Consider the following 16,619-nt stretch of genomic DNA (forward strand, 5'->3'; position numbering starts at 1 on the left):
CCGGTGGAGCGCAGCTTCATCAACTACGCCACCTACATCTCGATGTTCGGCCATTCGATTGCCGGCCCCATCATCCGTTATGACTGGGTGCGCCGTGAGCTGAACCAGCGTCAGTTCAACTGGACGCTTTTTTCCTTGGGGGCGCGGCGTTTCATGATCGGCATGAGCATGAAGGTACTGGTGGCCGACACCTTGTCGCCGCTGGTGGACGTCGCTTTTCATCTGCCGCAGCCGAGCCTGGTCGATGCCTGGATCGGTTGCCTGGCCTATTCGCTGCAACTGTTCTTCGACTTTGCCGGCTACAGCGCGATGGCGATCGGCCTGGGCCTGATGCTGGGCTTTCACTTTCCGGAGAACTTCAACCGGCCGTACCTGGCGCGCAGCATCCAGGATTTCTGGCGGCGCTGGCACCTGTCGTTGTCGAGCTGGCTGCGCGATTACCTGTACATCGGCCTGGGCGGCAATCGCCATGGGGTCTGGAACACCTACCGCAACCTGTTCCTGACCATGGCCATCGCCGGCCTGTGGCATGGCGGTGACAGCTGGAATTACCTGCTGTGGGGGGCGGCGCATGGTATCGCGCTGTGTGTCGATCGGGCCTGGGCGCATTCGAGCCTGCCGGCGATCCCCAGACCGTTGGCCCATGTGCTGACCTTGTTGTTTGTATGCCTGGCCTGGACGCTGTTTCGCTCGCCGGACTTCCATACGGCCTTGAGCATGTACGCCGGCCAGTTTGGCCTGCACGGCATTGGCCTGGGGGATGCCATGGCTGTGACCCTGCGTCCGGCGCATGGCATGGCGGCCGTGCTGGGGCTGTTGTGCATCGTGGCACCGTTGCTGCAACGCCGCGCCGAACAACGCTGGGCCCAGGCGCGCTGGTTTGTCACCGGCGCGGCGGTGTGGCCGGTGGCGGGTTTCCTGCTGTCGTTCGCGTTGATCGCCAGCCGTGAAACCGTGCCGTTCCTGTACTTCCAGTTTTGAGGGCCTGTTCATGAGCCAGCCATCCAATGCACCGCTCGCGCCCACTGAACTGGCCTTGCGCAGCAGCCCTTTGGCCGGAGTGACCCTGGCGGCATTTCTGGGCATCGGCCTGCTGAGTTGTGGAGTACTGATCGCCAGCGGCAAGCTGCAATGGTTGCCGGCCAACGTCGACCGCGAGGCGTTGCTGCACGGTGAGGTGACCCATGCCCTGGCCAAGCAGTTGTCTGCCACGCTGTTGGCTGAGCAAGCGGCCAATCTGGAACGCGGCGCCAGTTGGCTGTTGTTGCAAGACAGTGGCCCGCGGGTCCGCCAAGGCTGCCCTGGCTGGCTGTTCCTGACCGATGAACGACGCATCCAGCGCAATGCCCAGGCCAACGCCCAGCGCAAAGCCCAGGCGGTGATCGAACTCAAGCAGCGGCTGAAGGGGCAGGGTATCGACCTATGGGTGGCGGTGGTCCCGGACAAGAGCCGCATCGCCTCCGGTCAGTTGTGCGGGCTGTATCGCCCCGAGCAATTACAGTCACGGATCAGCGATTGGACCCGCCAGTTACAGCGCGCAGGCGTCACCACCCTGGACCTGACCTCGAGTTTGCAGCCGTTGGGTGAGGCAGCGTTTCTGCGCACCGACACCCACTGGAGCGAAACCGGCGCCAACGCTGCCGCCCTGGCGTTGGCGCGGCAGATAAAAGAGTCGGGCTTCAGGGCCAGCCCGCAGCGTGACTTCGACACTCGCGTAGCACCTGCCGCGCCGCGCCCCGGTGATCTGGTCCGCCTGGCCGGTCTCGACTGGTTGCCGCTGTCGCTACAGCCCACGCCGCAAAGCGTGGCCGAAACCACCATCAGTGAACAGGCGAAAGCGGCCCAGGGTGACGCTGACAACCTCGATGATTTGTTCGGTGATGCTGAACTGCCCAACATTGCGCTGATCGGCACCTCGTTCTCGCGTAACTCCGGATTCGTGGGTTTTCTGCAACGGGCGCTGGGGGCGCCGATTGGCAACTTTGCCAAAGACGGCGGCGAATTTTCCGGCGCGGCCAATGCCTACTTCAGCAGCCCGGCCTTTACCCAGACCCCACCGAAACTGGTGCTCTGGGAGATACCCGAACGAGACTTGCAGACGGCTTATGTGCCGTTGAAGCCCTGATAACGGGGGCTGTAGGCCTGCCACCTATATTTATAGCTAACTAGATATATTGCTATCTATCTAGATAGCTATAAATCTAAATCCGGTGAACATGCCGGTGATCGCTTCTCTCAAGACGTGTTCTTATCTTGCCAATATGAGCTACCCCTCTGTACAAGAACCGACATTTCAAGCGGCTGTACAACCTATGAGTTAGCGCTTCAGCTTCAACTGCGTTCTATCTTTCAGGCTGCGTTCTTCATACATCCTGTTACAGATCCCTACGCTCTGACATAATCGCGCCGCTTCGCCCAGCCCGCTGAAATCGGACGTAACGGACTACGCGCATGAGCTATTTCTCGATCGAATTCGGTCTCTGTTTCCTGCTTTTTTTCATCCTCTACTGGGGCCTGTGCGCCAGCACGCGCTTGCAGAACCTGCTGTTGCTGGCGGCCAGTTACGGCATCCTCGCCTCGTTTGGCCTGAGCTTTCTCTATGTGCTGCTGGGCTACACCGCGGTGGTATATGGCCTGGGGCATCTGAGCGCGCGATGGCCCGGGCGCTGGTTCATACGGCTGCTGATACTCACGGTGGTGTTTGGCTGTTTCTACTGCTTCAAGTATCAGGACTTGCTGGCCACGACAGTGCAGGCGGCCGGGCAGTCATTGGGTCTGAACCTGGCGTTGCCGGTGTTTCAGGTGCTGCTGCCGGTAGGGCTGTCGTTCTATGTGTTCCATTCGGTCAGTTATCTGGTGTCGATCAACCGGGGCGAGCTCAAGCCGGCGGGGCTGCCGGATCTGGCCCTGTACCTGGCGTTCTTTCCGAGCCTGATTGCCGGCCCGGTGAACCGAGCCTTGCATTTTCTGCCGCAGATTCGTCCCGACGGCCTGCGTCAGGTGCTTGAGCCGCAGCGCGCGCTGGGTTTGATCGGTCTGGCGGCGGTCAAGCTGTTTTTGCTCAGCTCCTGGCTGGCCAACGAGTGGGTCGACCCGATTTTCGACACCCCCTCGGCGGGTTCGCCGGAGCAGATCCTGCTGGCGGTCTACGGTTACTCGCTGCAGATCTACTTCAACTTCAGCGGTTACACCAACCTGGTGACCGGCATCGCGCTGTTGCTGGGCTTTCGCTTGCCGGACAACTTCAACGACCCGTACCTGGCGCATAACCTCAAGGAGTTCTGGGGCCGCTGGCACATCAGCCTGTCGCGCTTTATCCGCGACTACATCTATATCCCGCTGGGCGGCAACCGGCATGGCCTGTGGCTGGGTATGTTGTACATGATGATCGCCATGCTGATCTCCGGTCTTTGGCACGGCGCCAGCGTCAACTTCATCGTCTGGGGCGCGCTGCACGGTATTGGTCTGGCGATCTATAAATTGTGGTCGCACTGGGTGCCTGAGCAGGCCAGTTGGCCGGGCGGACGTCTGTTGGCACGTTTGCTGACCTTCCATTACGTGGCGTTGGCGTGGATCTTCTTTCGCAGTGCGACGCTGGAAGACGCCAGCGAACTGCTCAACGGTCTGGCCGGTCTGTCATTGCACGGCCTTAGCAGTGATGCGGGGCTCAAGGTGTTGGCGTGCCTGGCGGTGCTGGTGTTGTATCCGGCCTGGGTGAGTGTCGTGCGTGAGCTGCTGGCGGCGGGCGAGCGGATGCCGGCGGTGGTGTATCCGGTGGTGCTGGGGCTGTTCATTTCCGTGGTCATCTTTGCCTCGCCTGCGGGCGTGCCGGGTTTCATTTATGCCAGTTTTTGAGTCCACCACTGTTGGGAGCAGTCTGCGGGTTGCGTTGAAGACCCTGCTGATGCTGCTGACGACCATGATCATTCTCTGCTGGCTGAATCAGGACTCGATGCGTCTGTACTGTCAGCAGAAGTACCACCGCAGTTGCGAACTGCCCGGGCTGGGCGATAACCCGGCGTGGCGCCTGGGGGCGGACATCACGCGGGCCATGGGCCAGGGGCGCGATGCGTTTGTCGCCGAGCTTGGCAAGCGTACAGACGGCGTGCCGCCGGAGCCGGTGGTGCAACTGCCCGCCACGGTGGCAGCGGTGACGGTCATGGCCGGTGCTGCCGAGGCACCGGTGTATATTGCGCCGGTCGAGGTTCCTGTGCTGCCGCCGCCTGCTGCATCCCAGACGCCTGTTGCGGCGCCCGCAGTATCGACCGTCGCGCCGGTGCCTGCCCGTTCAATCAATACCCGGCAGGTCATCCTTGAGCCCGGCGACGAGGTGTTCTTTGTCGGCGACTCGCTGATGCAAGGCGTGGCGCCGCATCTGGCCAATACCTTGCTCAAGCGCTTCAACATCAAGAGCATCAACCTGAGCAAACAGAGCACCGGGCTTGCGTATCCAGGCTTCTTCAACTGGCCGCAGACCGTGCATGAAACCCTGGAGGCGCACCGCAACATTCGTCTGCTGGTGGTGTTTCTCGGCCCCAACGATCCCTGGGACATGCCCGAAAGTCGTGGCAAGCCATTCCTGCGTTTCAAGAGCGAAGCCTGGGAAGCGCTATATCGTCAGCGTGTGCAATCGATTCTCGAACAGGCCCGGCAATACAATGCCCGGGTCATCTGGGTCGGCCCGCCGAACATGAACACCCCCAGACTGTCCACGGCCATGCAGTACCTGCGCGAGGTGTATCGCAGTGAGGCGCAGCAGTACCAGCAGTTCTACCTGTCGGCCAACGATGTATTCGGTTACGGCGCCGATGATTTTTCGTTCTACATGACCGACGAGACGGGCAAGAAGAGCAAGATTCGTGGGGACGACGGTATCCATTTCACGCCATTGGGCCAGCGGCTGATCGCCAATAAGGTGCTCACCCTGATTGATGTCCACCAACCTGGTTTATCGGAGCGTTGAGTTGATCAAACATGCCCTTTGGGGTGCTTCTAAAAACGCTGCGATGGCAACGCAGGTCGTTTTTAGAGGTGCCCTTTGTCTGCTGCTGACGGGCCTGTCCCTGAGTGCGGCTGCGGTTCAGCCTGAAGCGCCGCGCCCGCCCACGCGCATCGTGACCAAAGCCTGGACACCCTTGCTGCCGGCCAACCGGGTCGACCCGAACCTGAGCCAACTGGCGCTCAAGCTCAAGAACGCCCAGCGTCAGCCGGTCAATATCGTCCAGTTGGGCGACTCACACACGGCCGCCGACCTGTTCAGCGGCGAGCTGCGCCGGCTGTTCCAGCAAGACTACGGCGACGGCGGGATCGGTTTTATCGCCGCCACGCCGGTCCCGGGCACCCGTTACGAGCAGGTGATCATCAACACCGGCAAACGTCAGTGGGACCTGGTGTCGGCGCGCAATCAGCAAAGCACACAATTTCCGCTGGGCGGCTACCTGTCGCTGCCGATCGCCAGCCGTCCCGGCGTGACCCTGCAAAGCCGTGAGCCGAGCGAACAGCGCTATACGCTGTCGACCCTCTACCAGACCAGTCGCGGCACCATTTTGCAGGCTAAAGACACCGCGACCCAGGCCCGGGCATTGCCGGTCACTCAAGGCCAGTGGCGTTTCAGCCAGCCGATCAGCAATGTGCGCCTGCCTGTCGAGCTGAACTTTGCCAGCAGCAATGGCCTGGCGGTGGGCGGCTGGCTGTTGCAGTCGCAGCGCAACAATGGCGTGCTGTATTCGGCGCTGGGCATCAATGGTGCGACCTTCGATGTGGTCGATAAGTGGCAGGCCGGCTGGCTCGACACCCTCAAACAACTGCGCCCGGACTTGCTGATCCTCGCCTATGGCACCAACGAAGCCTACGACGACAGCCTGGAGCCGGCGCTCTACGAGCAGCGCCTGCGCGAGCGGCTGCAGATGCTCCGCAAGGCCTTGCCCGGCACGGTGTTGTTGGTGGTCAGCGCCCCGGACTCGGTGCGTAACAAGCGTGCGGCGCGTTGTGAAAGCAAACAGGCCAACAACCTGCGCCCGGTGATCCAGATCCAGCGCCGGGTCGCCGCTCAGGTCAATGCGTTGTTCTGGGACTGGCAGGCGTTCATGGGCGGCAACTGCGCCATCGAGCGCTGGCAAGCCCGCGACCTGGCCCGCCCGGACCTGGTCCATCTGACTGCCGAAGGCTACCGGCAGAGCGCAGCCGGGTTGTATGCCTGGTTCAAGGGCCAGGTCGGGAAACGCTAGGTCTTTTCAGCAGACAATAAAAAACCCGCCGAAGCGGGTTTTTTGTCCCAGACCATTCCAACTCCCTGTCGGCAGTATCCTTTCACGGTCGATCGTCCTTGATCCTGGTGAGCATCCTGTTCACCAGTGGTTGGATGTAAATATAGGCCTGTCGCCGGGGGCAGCAAATGGCAATTGTTCTCTGCTGCGTGTAAGCCTTTGGCTATTCGTGCGTACGCTCAAACAAGCCGGTCTTCAAACGAGTGATACTCCGGTTTGAAGTCCAGGCTACGTGGGGCGTCGAAGCAGCCGATCAGCAAGGCAACTGTCGGCGCATCGTCTATCGCGCCGAGTGAGCTGCCGCAGGTGGCGCAGAAGGCCCGGCTCGAATAGTCGCTGGAACGCCAGGTGGCCGGTGCGCCGCCGGGGCCGGTCCAGCGTATCTGGTCGCTGGGGTATTCCACCCAGGGTGCGCTCAGGCTGCCGGTGTGGCGCTGGCAGAACCGGCATGAGCAGTTGTGCGGGTTGCCAGCGGCGCCGTGGGCTTCGAAGCGGATCGCACCACACAGGCAGCCGCCGGTAAAGGTCTGGGCCATGTGTTTCATCCTGTTGAATACTGCACCGTCAGCCATGGTTTCCAGGCCATCGTCGCTCTGTCGGCGGAGGCCGGTTGCTCGGGCGTGGCACTCGTCTGGCGTATTTCCTGAAACTGGTAGCCGGGCAGGTAGTGGTCGAGCAGGTTCATGACGCTCACATACCCGCCAGTCCTTCCAGCTCATCAGCCCGCCGCGCGGTGGCTTCGAGTACGCAACTGCTGCTGTTGAGGCGGTCCATGGTGCCGCCGGTGAGCTGGGCATAGAAGCTGCAGTTGGCATCGCGGTACTTGATCCACTGGCGCTGGGCCTCGCGCAGCAGCGCTTGCTGGGTTTCGCCGTGGGCAGCCAGGGCGGCTTTGTACTGGGCGTTGAGGCGGGCGTCGTGGCGTTTGAGCTCGGCGGCATTGCAGTCGAGCATTTCCACCGTAACGCCGCCGGAGGTGTCCATGCAGCGGTCATAGGTGACGCTGTATTGCGGTTCTTTGGCCTGGACAGGCAGTGCAGGCAGGATCAAGGCGGTGAGAAGCAGCAGCGAGCGTGGCAGCGACATAGGTCCCTCTGTCGATCAGTGATGTTGGCGACAAGCATACTGATTCGCAGCCGGATATGGGCTATTCGCAATCGCGTTCGAGTTGTTTGAGCACCTGATTGTCCTGCAGAACTTGCAGATGGATCTGGCATGTCGCGCCTGAAGGCAGGCTGATTTGCACGACTGAAGAGGCCACGCCGCTGTGCAGGTCGCCGCTCTGGCTGATGCTTGAGGTGCCGTTGCTGCTGGTCTGGCGAACGCTCAGGCGGTATTGCAGGGTCAGCGGCGCAGGGCTTTGCAGCAGCGGGCTTATCAGCACCGCCTCGGCGTTGCGCTGGGTGTCGATCGATACCACCAGTTGGGAGATGTCGATCATCGGGGTCACCATTGTTTGATGCTGGCGGTGGAATTGTTGCCGTACTGGGTGACTGAGGCCGTACCGCCGAAGCCGCTCTGTTGCACGCTGGCCTGGTTGCCATTGCCGTACTGGCTGACCTGCGCCTGATTGTAGGCGCCGCTCTGTTGGACGTTGGCGCTGTTGTTCAGACCGTTTTGTTGCAGGCTGACCTGGTTGTAGCTGCCGGCCTGGCTGAGCACGATGTCGTTGGCGTTGCCGGTCTGCTGCAGGTAAGCCTGGTTGTTCGCGCCGCTCTGGCTGATCTGCGCCTGGTTGCGATTGCCGTCCTGACGCTGGGTCAGTTGCTGGCTGGCACCGCTTTGCTCGACCCGGGTCTGGTTCCAGGAACCGATCTGTTCGATGTTTGCCACTTTACCGTTGACGATGCCGGCGTAGCGGGCTTCAGCTTGCAGATCGGCGGCCTGGCAGAGGCCGCTGCTGATCAGCAGGACGGCGGCCAGGTAGCCGCGCAGGTTGAGATGAAATGCCATGATCTGCTCCGTAGAGGATTATTTGTCGGACCCGGTAAGAGGCATGGCCAGCGTCTGTTCGTCGTAATTCTTCAAATAGGCCTGCAGCAGCGGCTGGTTGATGTCGTCAGGGTTTTTCAGACGCCAGCTGCCGTCACGCACACCTTGGGCAACCATGTGCACCAGCGCGGTCTCGATGGCTTCACGCACACACTGCTGGACCGGTTCATTGCGGCTGATACCGGTCTCGACTTCCAGCAGGTGCTTGAGCGAGACATATTTGAAAACGCCGAAATCGACCTGGATGGAAAAGATCGTTTTGGTCGTGGTGATGCTCTGGATAATCTCGCCCGTGCGGATGTCCACGGCCCGCAGGTTGACGGTGACCTGATCCTGGCGATACAGCTCTGAAGGGCCGATGCCCAGGTAACGCACGCCCAGGCCACCGGTGCGCACGTTACTTTCGTAGCCGACGATGGCGCCTTCAACGATCAGGTTGGCGGGCCGCAGGGGGGGCAACTGTACCTGGGCCTGGTCCTGAGGTTGCTCCAGCGCGCGGATGATCTTGCGCTCGGTGAGCAGGTCCTGCAGGTTTTCACGCTCCATCGGCTTGAACCACTTCGAGTCACGCAGGGCGGTCACCAGCAGTGACGCGGCGCCTTGGGTGACGGCCGTGGAAAACGAGCTGTCTGGTGAAGGCTTGTATTGGCCGGTCTGGTCGCGCAAGCCATAGACTGCCACGGAAATCGGGCCGGCCGGGGCTGGCAGGTTGGCCAGATCGCGGGAAATTTGGGTAGGGGGAGCCAGCGACGCGGGGTTGAAGGTCGCCGCTGGACGGGACGTAGCACAACCGCTGACCAGCATTGCTGCACACACAATTAATGATAACGCGCGGATGTACATGTCCGTGACTCTCCAGAACGCCCCGTCGGGTGAGCGGCGGGGCTACAGCCATTAACGCTGGGTGATAGTGGCGGTGTTGCCGGCGCCGCCGGTCTGGGTAACGTTGGCCACGTTGTTGCTGTTGGCCTGGGTCAGCGCCACGACGTTGCTCTGACCGACCAGGCCGATGCCGCTCTGGTTGACGTTGGCCACGTTGTTGTAGCCGTCCTGCAGCAGGCGGGCTTCGTTGTAAGCCCCGGTCTGCACGGTGTTGGCCTGGTTGTTGTTGCCTTTCTGCTCGACGTTGGCGACCAGTTTCCAGCCGTAGGACTGGTTGACGTTGGCGGTGTTGTTGCTGCCCTGGGTCTGCTTGACGGCGGCGCTGCTCTCAGCCACGGCGGTCTGGGTGACATAACCCTGGTTCTGGTTGCCGTTGGCCTGGGTCACGGTGGCGGTGTTGTTCCAGCCGCCGTTCTGGCCGATGGCCGCTTTGTTGGCACTGCCATAGCTTTGGTCGATGCCGGCCGCGTTGTTGTAAATCGCGTACTGCTGGTTGATCGAACCTTCGTTGCTGTCGCCGCGTGACTGGGCAATGGTGGCGGTGGCCACGTTGTTGCCGACCTGGGTCACCCAGCCCTTGTTGTTATTGCCATCGCGCTGGCTAATGGTGGACTGCGCAGCGTTGTTGACTTGCTGGTTGCTCGACGCCAAATTGTTTGAGCCGGCCCATTGAATGGTGTTGCTGGTGGTGCCGTTGTTACCGTTCTGGGTGGCGTACGCCTGGTTGTTGTTGCCGCCGTAGGTATGGCCCTGGTCGATCTGCACGGTGCTGTTGGTGTTCCAGGTCTGCTCGACGCTGGCGGTGTTGTTCGCGCTGCCCTGTTTCACAGCGGCTGTCTGACCGCCATTACCAACCTGTTTGATGCCGGTCTGGTTGCTGTTGCCGTTTTGCTGGGCTGTCGCGGTGTTGTTGCTGCCGGCCTGCACCGCGCTCACGCTGCTGCTGGTGGCGGTCTGCTCAATACCGGCGGTGTTGCGCCTGCCGTTCTGCTCGGCATAGACCGAGGACTGGTTGGCACCGATCTGAGTCGAAGTAATGGCGTTACTTGAGCCGTTCTGGATGGCGTTGACGGTGCTGTTGTCAGCCAGTGCAGAACCGGACAGGGCAACCAGAACCGCGAGTGAAAGCAGGGATTTTTGAGTGCGCATGGACGTCTTCCTTATTAATAGGATCAGGTTCTTGAGGTCGGTGAATGCAGGAACAGCAAGTACGGCGGTATTACGGTTGGTTCACTTGAAACTGGGTGGTCTGGCCGGTTCTTTTGTCGGTTGTGACAATCTGTAGCAGCCCGCCTTGCAAGTTGGTAATGGCAATACTGAAGTCGGTGGTTTCAACCACGCCGGGCGAAAGTTTGCCATCGGCGCCCACGATGCTGGAGGTCACTGCCGAAGAGACCCGGCTTAAAATGGCGCTCTGCAACATGCTGTTGAACTGCTCCAGCGAACTTTGGGTGGTGGACGCGCTGGACTCTTTGAACTTGTTCTGTGCCGTGGCCTGGTTCATCAACACCGAACCGTTCAACGGATTGCCACCGAATGAAGGGTTGACCGGTGTGTAGACCAGTTCGCTGGCCTGCACGCGACCGCCCAGAATAAAGAGCAGCCCCAAGCTGATAGGCAACAAAGCATAACGGTGCATAACCTTACCTTTAGAGTTCGTCGCGACCGATATCGGGATCGCCAAAAAACTGTGCCACCTGATACTCCAGAATTGCCTGATAAACCTGCTCTGCGGCATTGGCGCCCAACGCCGGGATAAGGCTGCGGTTAGGCGGCAGAAACATCTGCACCAGGCGCCGGTGGCCGTAATCGACAAACACCTGACTGCCCAGCCGGGCCGTGGGCCGTTCGCTGATGGACACGCTAAAGCGGCCATCGGGGTCCTTGTCGTTCCAGGCACTGGCGAAACTGTCGTAGAACGCGCGACCTGCCAGGGTCATGGTTTGCGCCACGACCAGACCGCCCACGTCCTGGTCGAGCGTGCGTTTTTGCGTCAGCGCTGGCGTTTGATCGACACTCGACTGCGCCAAGCCAATAGAGGCCAGTACCAGTTGCAGAACGAGAACGCTCAGGAGCCGGAAGTAGTTCATGGGTCGTTGAGTCACAACAGGTGTGTGATGCCAATTTATAACTGGTTAATTACAAAGTGCTACTGTTTTTTTAAACTAAACAGGAAATAATTTTCTGGCGCCAAATTGTTATTTATAACTAACGAAATGAATGGTCTTATGGGGTGTTTTCTGGCGTCAATAATAGATCTGGGCGCGCCAGCCTTTCATCAGGGGCCGTCAGGCGAAGAGGTGACGTCAATTAATTTGACGGGTTGAGCACATAAGCCATTAAAGGCATGATCTAACGGTGGGCGGGTTATAGATGTTGAGAATCCAGTGGGCGATGAAATATAAAGGCGGCTTATAGGCCGCTGCTTGGATATAAGATGGCGTTATTTGGCATCAAATGAATTATTAGTTGCATTCATTTGAGTGAGGTATTTAACCGTCCCGGTTGTTGTCTTACGGCACCCCGGCAGATGTTTATGGGTTCAGACCCTCGACCAGCTCAGGCGTCACATAGTGCGGGCCATCGAACAGGTACAGCGGATAGCCGGCATACGCTGCCATTTGCGGTTTGAGCTCATCCAGCGTTGCCGGACGAAAGCCGCCGCCCCATTGCGGCCGGAAGGCTTCGACGATCAGCCGTACGCGGTCTTTGCCCAGCCGCTGGCTGAGCACGTCCATGTAAGTGCGGGCCACCGGCGCGGTGCGCGCATAGACGCCCACGCCGTCCTGGAAGAACACCCCGACATCTGCCGGCAGCCAGCTCTGCAGCCAGTCGGCAGTGGCGGCAGGGCCGATGTTGGCACCGTCATAGACACTGATCCACAGCGGGCGAGGCAGTTTGGCCAGTAGCGCGGGCAGCTCTTTGGCGCGGGTCCAGCTGGGGTCGACTTCCGCGGGGAAATACCAGCCGGTGACGTTTAGCGGTGTCTGGACCCTGGCCAGCTGTTCTGACAACGCTGCGAGGTGCTCGATGTTGTCCCGTGAGCGGTTTTCGCTGAAATAGCCGGCCAGGCCGAGAATCACACCCTGCGCCCAGGGTTCGCGGGCGATGCGTTCCCAGTCGGGCATCACCGGCACGCCCGGCAGGCCGGTGCCGGGTATGAATGCCTGATCGTCGACCACTGACCACTGCACCAGCAGCTCTTTGGCGCCGAGTGTGTGCCACTGGCCTTGGATGCCCACCGTCGCGTTGTCCGGCTGCCAGACGATGCCGGCGATGTCGGGCGCGGGCCGCTCGCTGTCGATGGCATAGAGCAATCCGGTACCGAGTGCTATCAAGCCCAGCAGCACGCCGGTGAGCACCCGGGCGCGGGTTGACAGACGACGGAGCAGCGGTAGCTGGGGCATGGTCACCACGAGTAGGTAAAGCGAGCGAAGACGCCTTCGGCGCGATCGTCACCGAAGACCCGCTCGCGATATTGCAACGACAGGTCAATGTAGGACTGTGGTGCCTTGCTACGAGTTTCACGCATCCAGTAGCGCACCCCGACACCGACTCCGACGCCGCCGGCGTTGCCGGATGAGCTGCGCTGGCGGCCCAGGTCATCGACCTGGCTGCGCATCTTCGAGTCGTAGTCGGCGGCCGCCACGATGTGCGGGAAAATCACCAGCCGGCGGCTGATACGGTCCAGACGAATGCTGCGGCCGATCTGCCATTCGCTGTTGAAGTAGTTGCGCCTGTTCTGCAGGTAGCGCCCGGCCTCCATATACAGTTGGGAGGTCCACCAGCCGGGTTTGTCGACCCGCAGGTCGGTGCCGATGCTTGAGCCGTAGCCCAGGCGCACCAGCCAGTCGCCGTCGACATTCGAGCCGGCCAGCGGGAAGGTGCGCTCCAGGGCCAGCATCACGTTGTACGCCGACAACGGCTTGAAGCGGATCCCCAGCGCGCCTTGCAAGGCATCGCGACCGGTGTCGTTGTCGTCCTTGCTCCACAGTGTGTCGGTCAGCCGGCCGTACAGCTCGAAGAACCGCGCATTGTTGTAGCCCAGCGGGCGCCAGGCCACTTCGGTGCTGTTTTGCAGGCTGTCGTTGCTGGCACCGGGTGCGCCGCCCAGACCGCTGCTGGTGCTGGCGCCGCGGTAAGTGCTGGTGTTGGTCAGGCTCCATTGCCGTGACAGGTCGGCTACCGAGCGACGGGTGTCGAATACCTCCTGTTCGCTCATGTCCAGCGTGCCGGCCCGCTGATAATCGAGCACCCGCTCGAAGTAGGCAATCGCCTGCACGTCATCGCCACTGCGCTGTGCGGTGTAGGCCGCGTTGCGCAGGTCGACCGGTTTAAGGCCGGTACTGCGGTCCACCTGGCGAAACGTCGCCAGCGCTTGATCCTGCTCGCCGGCCTGGCTGAGGAAGTAGGCAATCTGCACTTCGTCGCCGGCCTGTAGCTCGCCCTTGGCCCGTGCCTGTTGCAGATAGCGAAGCGCTGTATCGGGTTGGCCCATGGCCGCATACAGCGCCGCGCGTTCACGGTCGGGCAGGTTGCCGACAGCCAATGCCTGGGCGTAGTCCTGGCGCGCGCCGGCGTCGTCGCCCAGGCGCTGGCGCAGCTGCCCGCGCTGGGCCAGTAGCGTGGCGTCATTGCCTTGCAGGGCCAAGGCTTCGCTGGCGGCGGCGCGGGCCGCTTCGTATTGCTGATGGGCGATCAGGGCACTGACCAGCAAGCGCCGGTACGCGACGTTCTGCGGATAGCGCTGCACCACATCACGGGCCAGGCTCACCGCCTTGTCGTTGTCACCCCGGGCCAGCGCCTCGTAGCCTTTGGCGGCAATCACTACCGATTGCTGTTCTTCGATCGCCTGCCGGCGGCGCACCAGCTCCGGTTGCGGCCCCAATGTTGCGATGGCCTCGGTGGTGGCTGCGTGGGCTTGCTCCAGCTTCTGCTGGCGTTGCAGGGCTTCGATCAGCATCAGCCGATAGTCGAGGTTTTCAGGCGCTTGGCTGATGGCCTTGAGTGCAGCCCTGGCTGCGGCATCGTAATGGCCGTTGCGGTATTCGCGCAGCGACTGATTACCGGCCAGATAACCGGGTTTTGGTCGTGCATCGGGGTATCGTTCGGGGTGGTCGCGGCGATCCTTGTCACGCAGCGCCAGTTTGACCAGATCGTTCAGCTCGCTCACATCAGGGCGCTGGCGCAGGGCTTCACGGGCTTTGGCGACCGCCTGGTCGTAATCTTTGCGGTCATAGGCCAGGTAAGCCTCGTTGGCCAAGTGATACGCCGGGCCGCTCAAGGCCAGCGGCAGGACTTCGGCCATGACGCTGGCCGGCAGCAGGGCCAGGCTTGCCATTAACGGCAGCAGTGCGCGCTTCATGGCGTGGACTCCATTGGCTCAAAACGGTATTGGCGTTCAACGGCCTGTTCGATGGTCTCGCGCGGCAACACGCCCAGATCCACCAGGTAGTCGCCGATTCTTCCGTGTTGTTGTGGCTGATAATTGAGCATCGCCCGGTCGAACACCTGACGGTCGATCAGCCCGGCTTCGATCAGCAAGTCGCCGAGCAGCGGCGTGCCTTTGGCAGGTTGCTGGCCTTGTGTGGCGGCGCCGATCCGGCGCAGTAGGGCGTTGATTTCGCTTTCCCGGGCAATCAACTGCAACGGCTCACCGCCCAGCGCGATGCTGATTTGCTGCAGCGCTTCGTCGCTCAGCGGGCTGGTCACGGCGATGCGTGGCTGGCCGTGTTCATTTGCGCCCAGCGCCACGGCACGCCAGCGCAGGACGAGCGCATGGTCGATCAGGTCATCCTGACACTGCGCCTGCAGGTCGAAGATACGTGGCAGGTCATTTTGAAAGGCGATCGCCTCGGCCAGGGTTTCGTCATCCAGCCAGCCACGGCTCAGCAGGATTCGGCCCAGCGGCAGGGGACGGCTGTGCTGTTCATCCAGCGCGCTTTGCAGGCGTTCATCACTGATCGCCTGCCACGACAGCAGCACGCTGCCCAGCTTGCGCGGCGCGCTGGCCACCAGGTCGGTGGAAGGGAAGTCGTGCATGGTCTTGTCCCAGACCAGCTTGCGCCCCAGCAGCTTGCCAGTCAGGAACATGCGCCAGGCGCGGGCGGCGGCCATGAAGTTGACGAAGTTGCCTACCACCATGCGCGGGATCGACAACAGCCCGTGCTGCCAGCCGTACAGCACGCTGGTGAAATAGAAACGGTGGGCCATACGCCAGAGCAGTGCCGCGCCGTTGGCCAGCAACAGGACACTCAACAGGTCACTGTTATCGAACAGGGTCGGAAAGCTGGTATCCCACAGGCCGCTGTAGCGCAGCACGATCAGCGCCACCAGTTGAATCAGGATGAGGTAGGCCAGGATGCTGACGAACGAGGTGACGATACCCTTGCGGTCGCGAAATAACAGATAACGGTTGGCCAGCGAGCCGCTCCAGCCCATCTGCTCCCAGCCCTGCAGGCCGATGCCCAGGGTCCAGCGGGCTTTCTGGCGGAACGCGGTGCGGAAGGTATCGGGAAAGAACTCGCGCACGCACAGCGGCATGTTCAGGGTCGATTCATACGGCTTGCGAAACCACGACTTGCGCAGCACCCGGAACTGCACCGGGAAGCGCACAAAGATCGCGTTCATGCCGTATTTGGCCAAGCGTGCACCGACGTCGTAGTCCTCGGTCAGGCTGTCGGTGTTGAACGGCTGGTTCTGGTTTTCCGCTGCCAGCACTTCCAGGGCGCGCCGTGAGAAACAGGTGCCGACCCCGGCCGAAGGCACGGTGTCGGTCATGCTTTCGCGCACCACCAGATCCTTGCCGTGCCATTCGGCGAACTCGTCCATGTAAGTGCCTGCCACCCACTCGTACCAGTTACGCTCCAGCGATACCACCGGCAACTGGATCATGTCCTTGCGCGGCAGCAGGTAGTTGAACAGGCGCAGCTCCAGCGGATGCAGCACGTCTTCGCTGTCATGCAGCACGGTACCGGCAAAGCTCATACCGTGGGTTTTCTCGTAGTGGAAGATCGCCTGGATCACCCAGTTCAGGCAGTCGGCCTTGCAGGTCGGCCCGGCATGCGGTACCTCGACGCGGTGCAGTTGCTTGTAACGGCGGCGCATCCGTTCGACTTCATCAATGGTGCGCTGGTCATTGATGTAAGTCCCGACGAAGACCACGTAATGCTTGTAGTCCAGGGTCGAGACCATGTTTTCGATCATCGGCGCGATGACGTCGTACTCCAGCCAGGCCGGGACCATGATGGCCATGGGTTGCTGGTCACGGGCCAGCAACTGCGCCTCGGTCAATGGCCGGTAGCGGCGCTCGGCGGTGTACTTGCGGTACAGCCGCCGCGCCCAGTACCACAGGTCGACGATCAGGTCGTCGAGGCTGGAGATGAGGATGATCACCGCGACCACCAGGGTCGCGGCTTCCAGGTAGCTGTAGTAATGAGCCAGCCAGTACGGCCAGTAGAGCGAGGTCATCGAGCGGTC

At 61.4% G+C, this 16,619-nt stretch carries 16 protein-coding genes and 1 pseudogene; 5 read left to right on the top strand and 12 right to left on the bottom strand.

Annotated features, from left to right (window positions below; genetic code table 11):
* From NJC40_RS28125 to NJC40_RS28145, 5 genes and pseudogenes are all read left to right on the top strand, one after another.
* Positions 1-981: pseudogene (locus tag NJC40_RS28125) on the top strand (MBOAT family O-acyltransferase); the annotation flags it as partial.
* A gap of 10 nt (positions 982-991) precedes the next feature.
* Complete coding sequence (locus tag NJC40_RS28130) at positions 992-2,125, top strand: alginate O-acetyltransferase AlgX-related protein (RefSeq protein ID WP_253141012.1); 1,134 nt, start codon at positions 992-994, stop codon at positions 2,123-2,125.
* Between the two features lie 326 nt (positions 2,126-2,451).
* Positions 2,452-3,855, top strand: a complete 1,404-nt coding sequence (locus tag NJC40_RS28135) for an MBOAT family O-acyltransferase (RefSeq protein ID WP_253141013.1) — start codon at positions 2,452-2,454, stop codon at positions 3,853-3,855.
* Positions 3,856-3,904: 49 nt separating this feature from the next.
* Positions 3,905-4,963, top strand: coding sequence for an SGNH/GDSL hydrolase family protein (locus tag NJC40_RS28140; protein ID WP_253141014.1), 1,059 nt, complete (start codon positions 3,905-3,907; stop codon positions 4,961-4,963).
* 151 nt (positions 4,964-5,114) lie between these two features.
* Positions 5,115-6,227 (top strand): SGNH/GDSL hydrolase family protein, encoded by a 1,113-nt coding sequence (locus NJC40_RS28145; protein ID WP_231906520.1) that lies wholly within the window; start codon positions 5,115-5,117, stop codon positions 6,225-6,227.
* A gap of 218 nt (positions 6,228-6,445) precedes the next feature.
* Here the strand turns inward: NJC40_RS28145 and NJC40_RS28150 are convergent, their stop codons facing one another.
* The 12 genes from NJC40_RS28150 to NJC40_RS28205 all read right to left on the bottom strand — a co-directional run bounded on the left by NJC40_RS28150 (position 6,446) and on the right by NJC40_RS28205 (position 16,610).
* Positions 6,446-6,802: a GFA family protein gene (locus tag NJC40_RS28150; protein WP_253141015.1), complete on the bottom strand. Its 357-nt coding sequence runs from the start codon at positions 6,800-6,802 to the stop codon at positions 6,446-6,448.
* Between the two features lie 5 nt (positions 6,803-6,807).
* A complete protein-coding gene (locus NJC40_RS28155) occupies positions 6,808-6,951 on the bottom strand; it encodes a hypothetical protein (protein WP_253141016.1) in 144 nt (47 codons plus the stop codon).
* Between the two features lie 5 nt (positions 6,952-6,956).
* A complete protein-coding gene (locus NJC40_RS28160; protein ID WP_045492879.1) occupies positions 6,957-7,352 on the bottom strand; it encodes a lysozyme inhibitor LprI family protein in 396 nt (131 codons plus the stop codon).
* A gap of 61 nt (positions 7,353-7,413) precedes the next feature.
* Complete coding sequence (gene csgH / locus NJC40_RS28165; protein WP_253141017.1) at positions 7,414-7,707, bottom strand: curli-like amyloid fiber formation chaperone CsgH; 294 nt, start codon at positions 7,705-7,707, stop codon at positions 7,414-7,416.
* A gap of 5 nt (positions 7,708-7,712) precedes the next feature.
* Entirely contained in the window at positions 7,713-8,219 is a 507-nt protein-coding gene (locus NJC40_RS28170) for a curlin-associated protein (RefSeq protein WP_253141018.1), read from the bottom strand.
* 18 nt (positions 8,220-8,237) lie between these two features.
* A complete protein-coding gene (locus NJC40_RS28175) occupies positions 8,238-9,062 on the bottom strand; it encodes a CsgG/HfaB family protein (RefSeq protein WP_231906518.1) in 825 nt (274 codons plus the stop codon).
* A 90-nt stretch (positions 9,063-9,152) separates the two neighbouring features.
* The gene (locus tag NJC40_RS28180; protein ID WP_045492871.1) at positions 9,153-10,289 is read right to left on the bottom strand and encodes a hypothetical protein; all 1,137 of its coding nucleotides are present in this window, start codon (positions 10,287-10,289) and stop codon (positions 9,153-9,155) included.
* Between the two features lie 70 nt (positions 10,290-10,359).
* Positions 10,360-10,779 carry a curli assembly protein CsgF gene (locus NJC40_RS28185; protein WP_045492869.1) on the bottom strand — a complete coding sequence of 140 codons (420 nt, stop codon included), beginning with the start codon at positions 10,777-10,779 and terminating at the stop codon, positions 10,360-10,362.
* A 10-nt stretch (positions 10,780-10,789) separates the two neighbouring features.
* On the bottom strand, positions 10,790-11,230 hold the full coding sequence (locus tag NJC40_RS28190; RefSeq protein WP_253116529.1) for a CsgE family curli-type amyloid fiber assembly protein: 441 nt from the start codon (positions 11,228-11,230) through the stop codon (positions 10,790-10,792).
* Positions 11,231-11,674: 444 nt separating this feature from the next.
* Positions 11,675-12,547, bottom strand: a complete 873-nt coding sequence (locus NJC40_RS28195; protein WP_253141019.1) for an alpha-amylase family protein — start codon at positions 12,545-12,547, stop codon at positions 11,675-11,677.
* A 2-nt stretch (positions 12,548-12,549) separates the two neighbouring features.
* Complete coding sequence (locus NJC40_RS28200) at positions 12,550-14,505, bottom strand: NfrA family protein (protein ID WP_253141020.1); 1,956 nt, start codon at positions 14,503-14,505, stop codon at positions 12,550-12,552.
* A complete protein-coding gene (locus NJC40_RS28205; RefSeq protein ID WP_253141021.1) occupies positions 14,502-16,610 on the bottom strand; it encodes a glycosyl transferase family protein in 2,109 nt (702 codons plus the stop codon). Before NJC40_RS28205 ends, NJC40_RS28200 begins: the two co-directional genes overlap by 4 nt.
* Between the last annotated feature and the right edge of the window lie 9 nt (positions 16,611-16,619).

Source organism: Pseudomonas sp. 21LCFQ02 (assembly GCF_024129895.2).
Classification (GTDB): Bacteria; Pseudomonadota; Gammaproteobacteria; order Pseudomonadales; family Pseudomonadaceae; genus Aquipseudomonas.

What these genes read in the sequence shown, in the direction of transcription:
- NJC40_RS28180 (WP_045492871.1), bottom strand. Translation starts at nt 10,289, where the DNA reads ATGCGCACTCAAAAATCCCTGCTTTCACTCGCGGTTCTGGTTGCCCTG.
- NJC40_RS28200 (WP_253141020.1), bottom strand. Translation starts at nt 14,505, where the DNA reads ATGAAGCGCGCACTGCTGCCGTTAATGGCAAGCCTGGCCCTGCTGCCG.
- NJC40_RS28195 (WP_253141019.1), bottom strand. Translation starts at nt 12,547, where the DNA reads ATGCCCCAGCTACCGCTGCTCCGTCGTCTGTCAACCCGCGCCCGGGTG.
- NJC40_RS28150 (WP_253141015.1), bottom strand. Translation starts at nt 6,802, where the DNA reads ATGGCCCAGACCTTTACCGGCGGCTGCCTGTGTGGTGCGATCCGCTTC.
- NJC40_RS28185 (WP_045492869.1), bottom strand. Translation starts at nt 10,779, where the DNA reads ATGCACCGTTATGCTTTGTTGCCTATCAGCTTGGGGCTGCTCTTTATT.
- csgH (WP_253141017.1), bottom strand. Translation starts at nt 7,707, where the DNA reads ATGATCGACATCTCCCAACTGGTGGTATCGATCGACACCCAGCGCAAC.
- NJC40_RS28205 (WP_253141021.1), bottom strand. Translation starts at nt 16,610, where the DNA reads ATGACCTCGCTCTACTGGCCGTACTGGCTGGCTCATTACTACAGCTAC.
- NJC40_RS28130 (WP_253141012.1), top strand. Translation starts at nt 992, where the DNA reads ATGAGCCAGCCATCCAATGCACCGCTCGCGCCCACTGAACTGGCCTTG.
- NJC40_RS28175 (WP_231906518.1), bottom strand. Translation starts at nt 9,062, where the DNA reads ATGCTGGTCAGCGGTTGTGCTACGTCCCGTCCAGCGGCGACCTTCAAC.
- NJC40_RS28155 (WP_253141016.1), bottom strand. Translation starts at nt 6,951, where the DNA reads ATGAACCTGCTCGACCACTACCTGCCCGGCTACCAGTTTCAGGAAATA.
- NJC40_RS28140 (WP_253141014.1), top strand. Translation starts at nt 3,905, where the DNA reads ATGCTGCTGACGACCATGATCATTCTCTGCTGGCTGAATCAGGACTCG.
- NJC40_RS28160 (WP_045492879.1), bottom strand. Translation starts at nt 7,352, where the DNA reads ATGTCGCTGCCACGCTCGCTGCTGCTTCTCACCGCCTTGATCCTGCCT.
- NJC40_RS28135 (WP_253141013.1), top strand. Translation starts at nt 2,452, where the DNA reads ATGAGCTATTTCTCGATCGAATTCGGTCTCTGTTTCCTGCTTTTTTTC.
- NJC40_RS28190 (WP_253116529.1), bottom strand. Translation starts at nt 11,230, where the DNA reads ATGAACTACTTCCGGCTCCTGAGCGTTCTCGTTCTGCAACTGGTACTG.
- NJC40_RS28170 (WP_253141018.1), bottom strand. Translation starts at nt 8,219, where the DNA reads ATGGCATTTCATCTCAACCTGCGCGGCTACCTGGCCGCCGTCCTGCTG.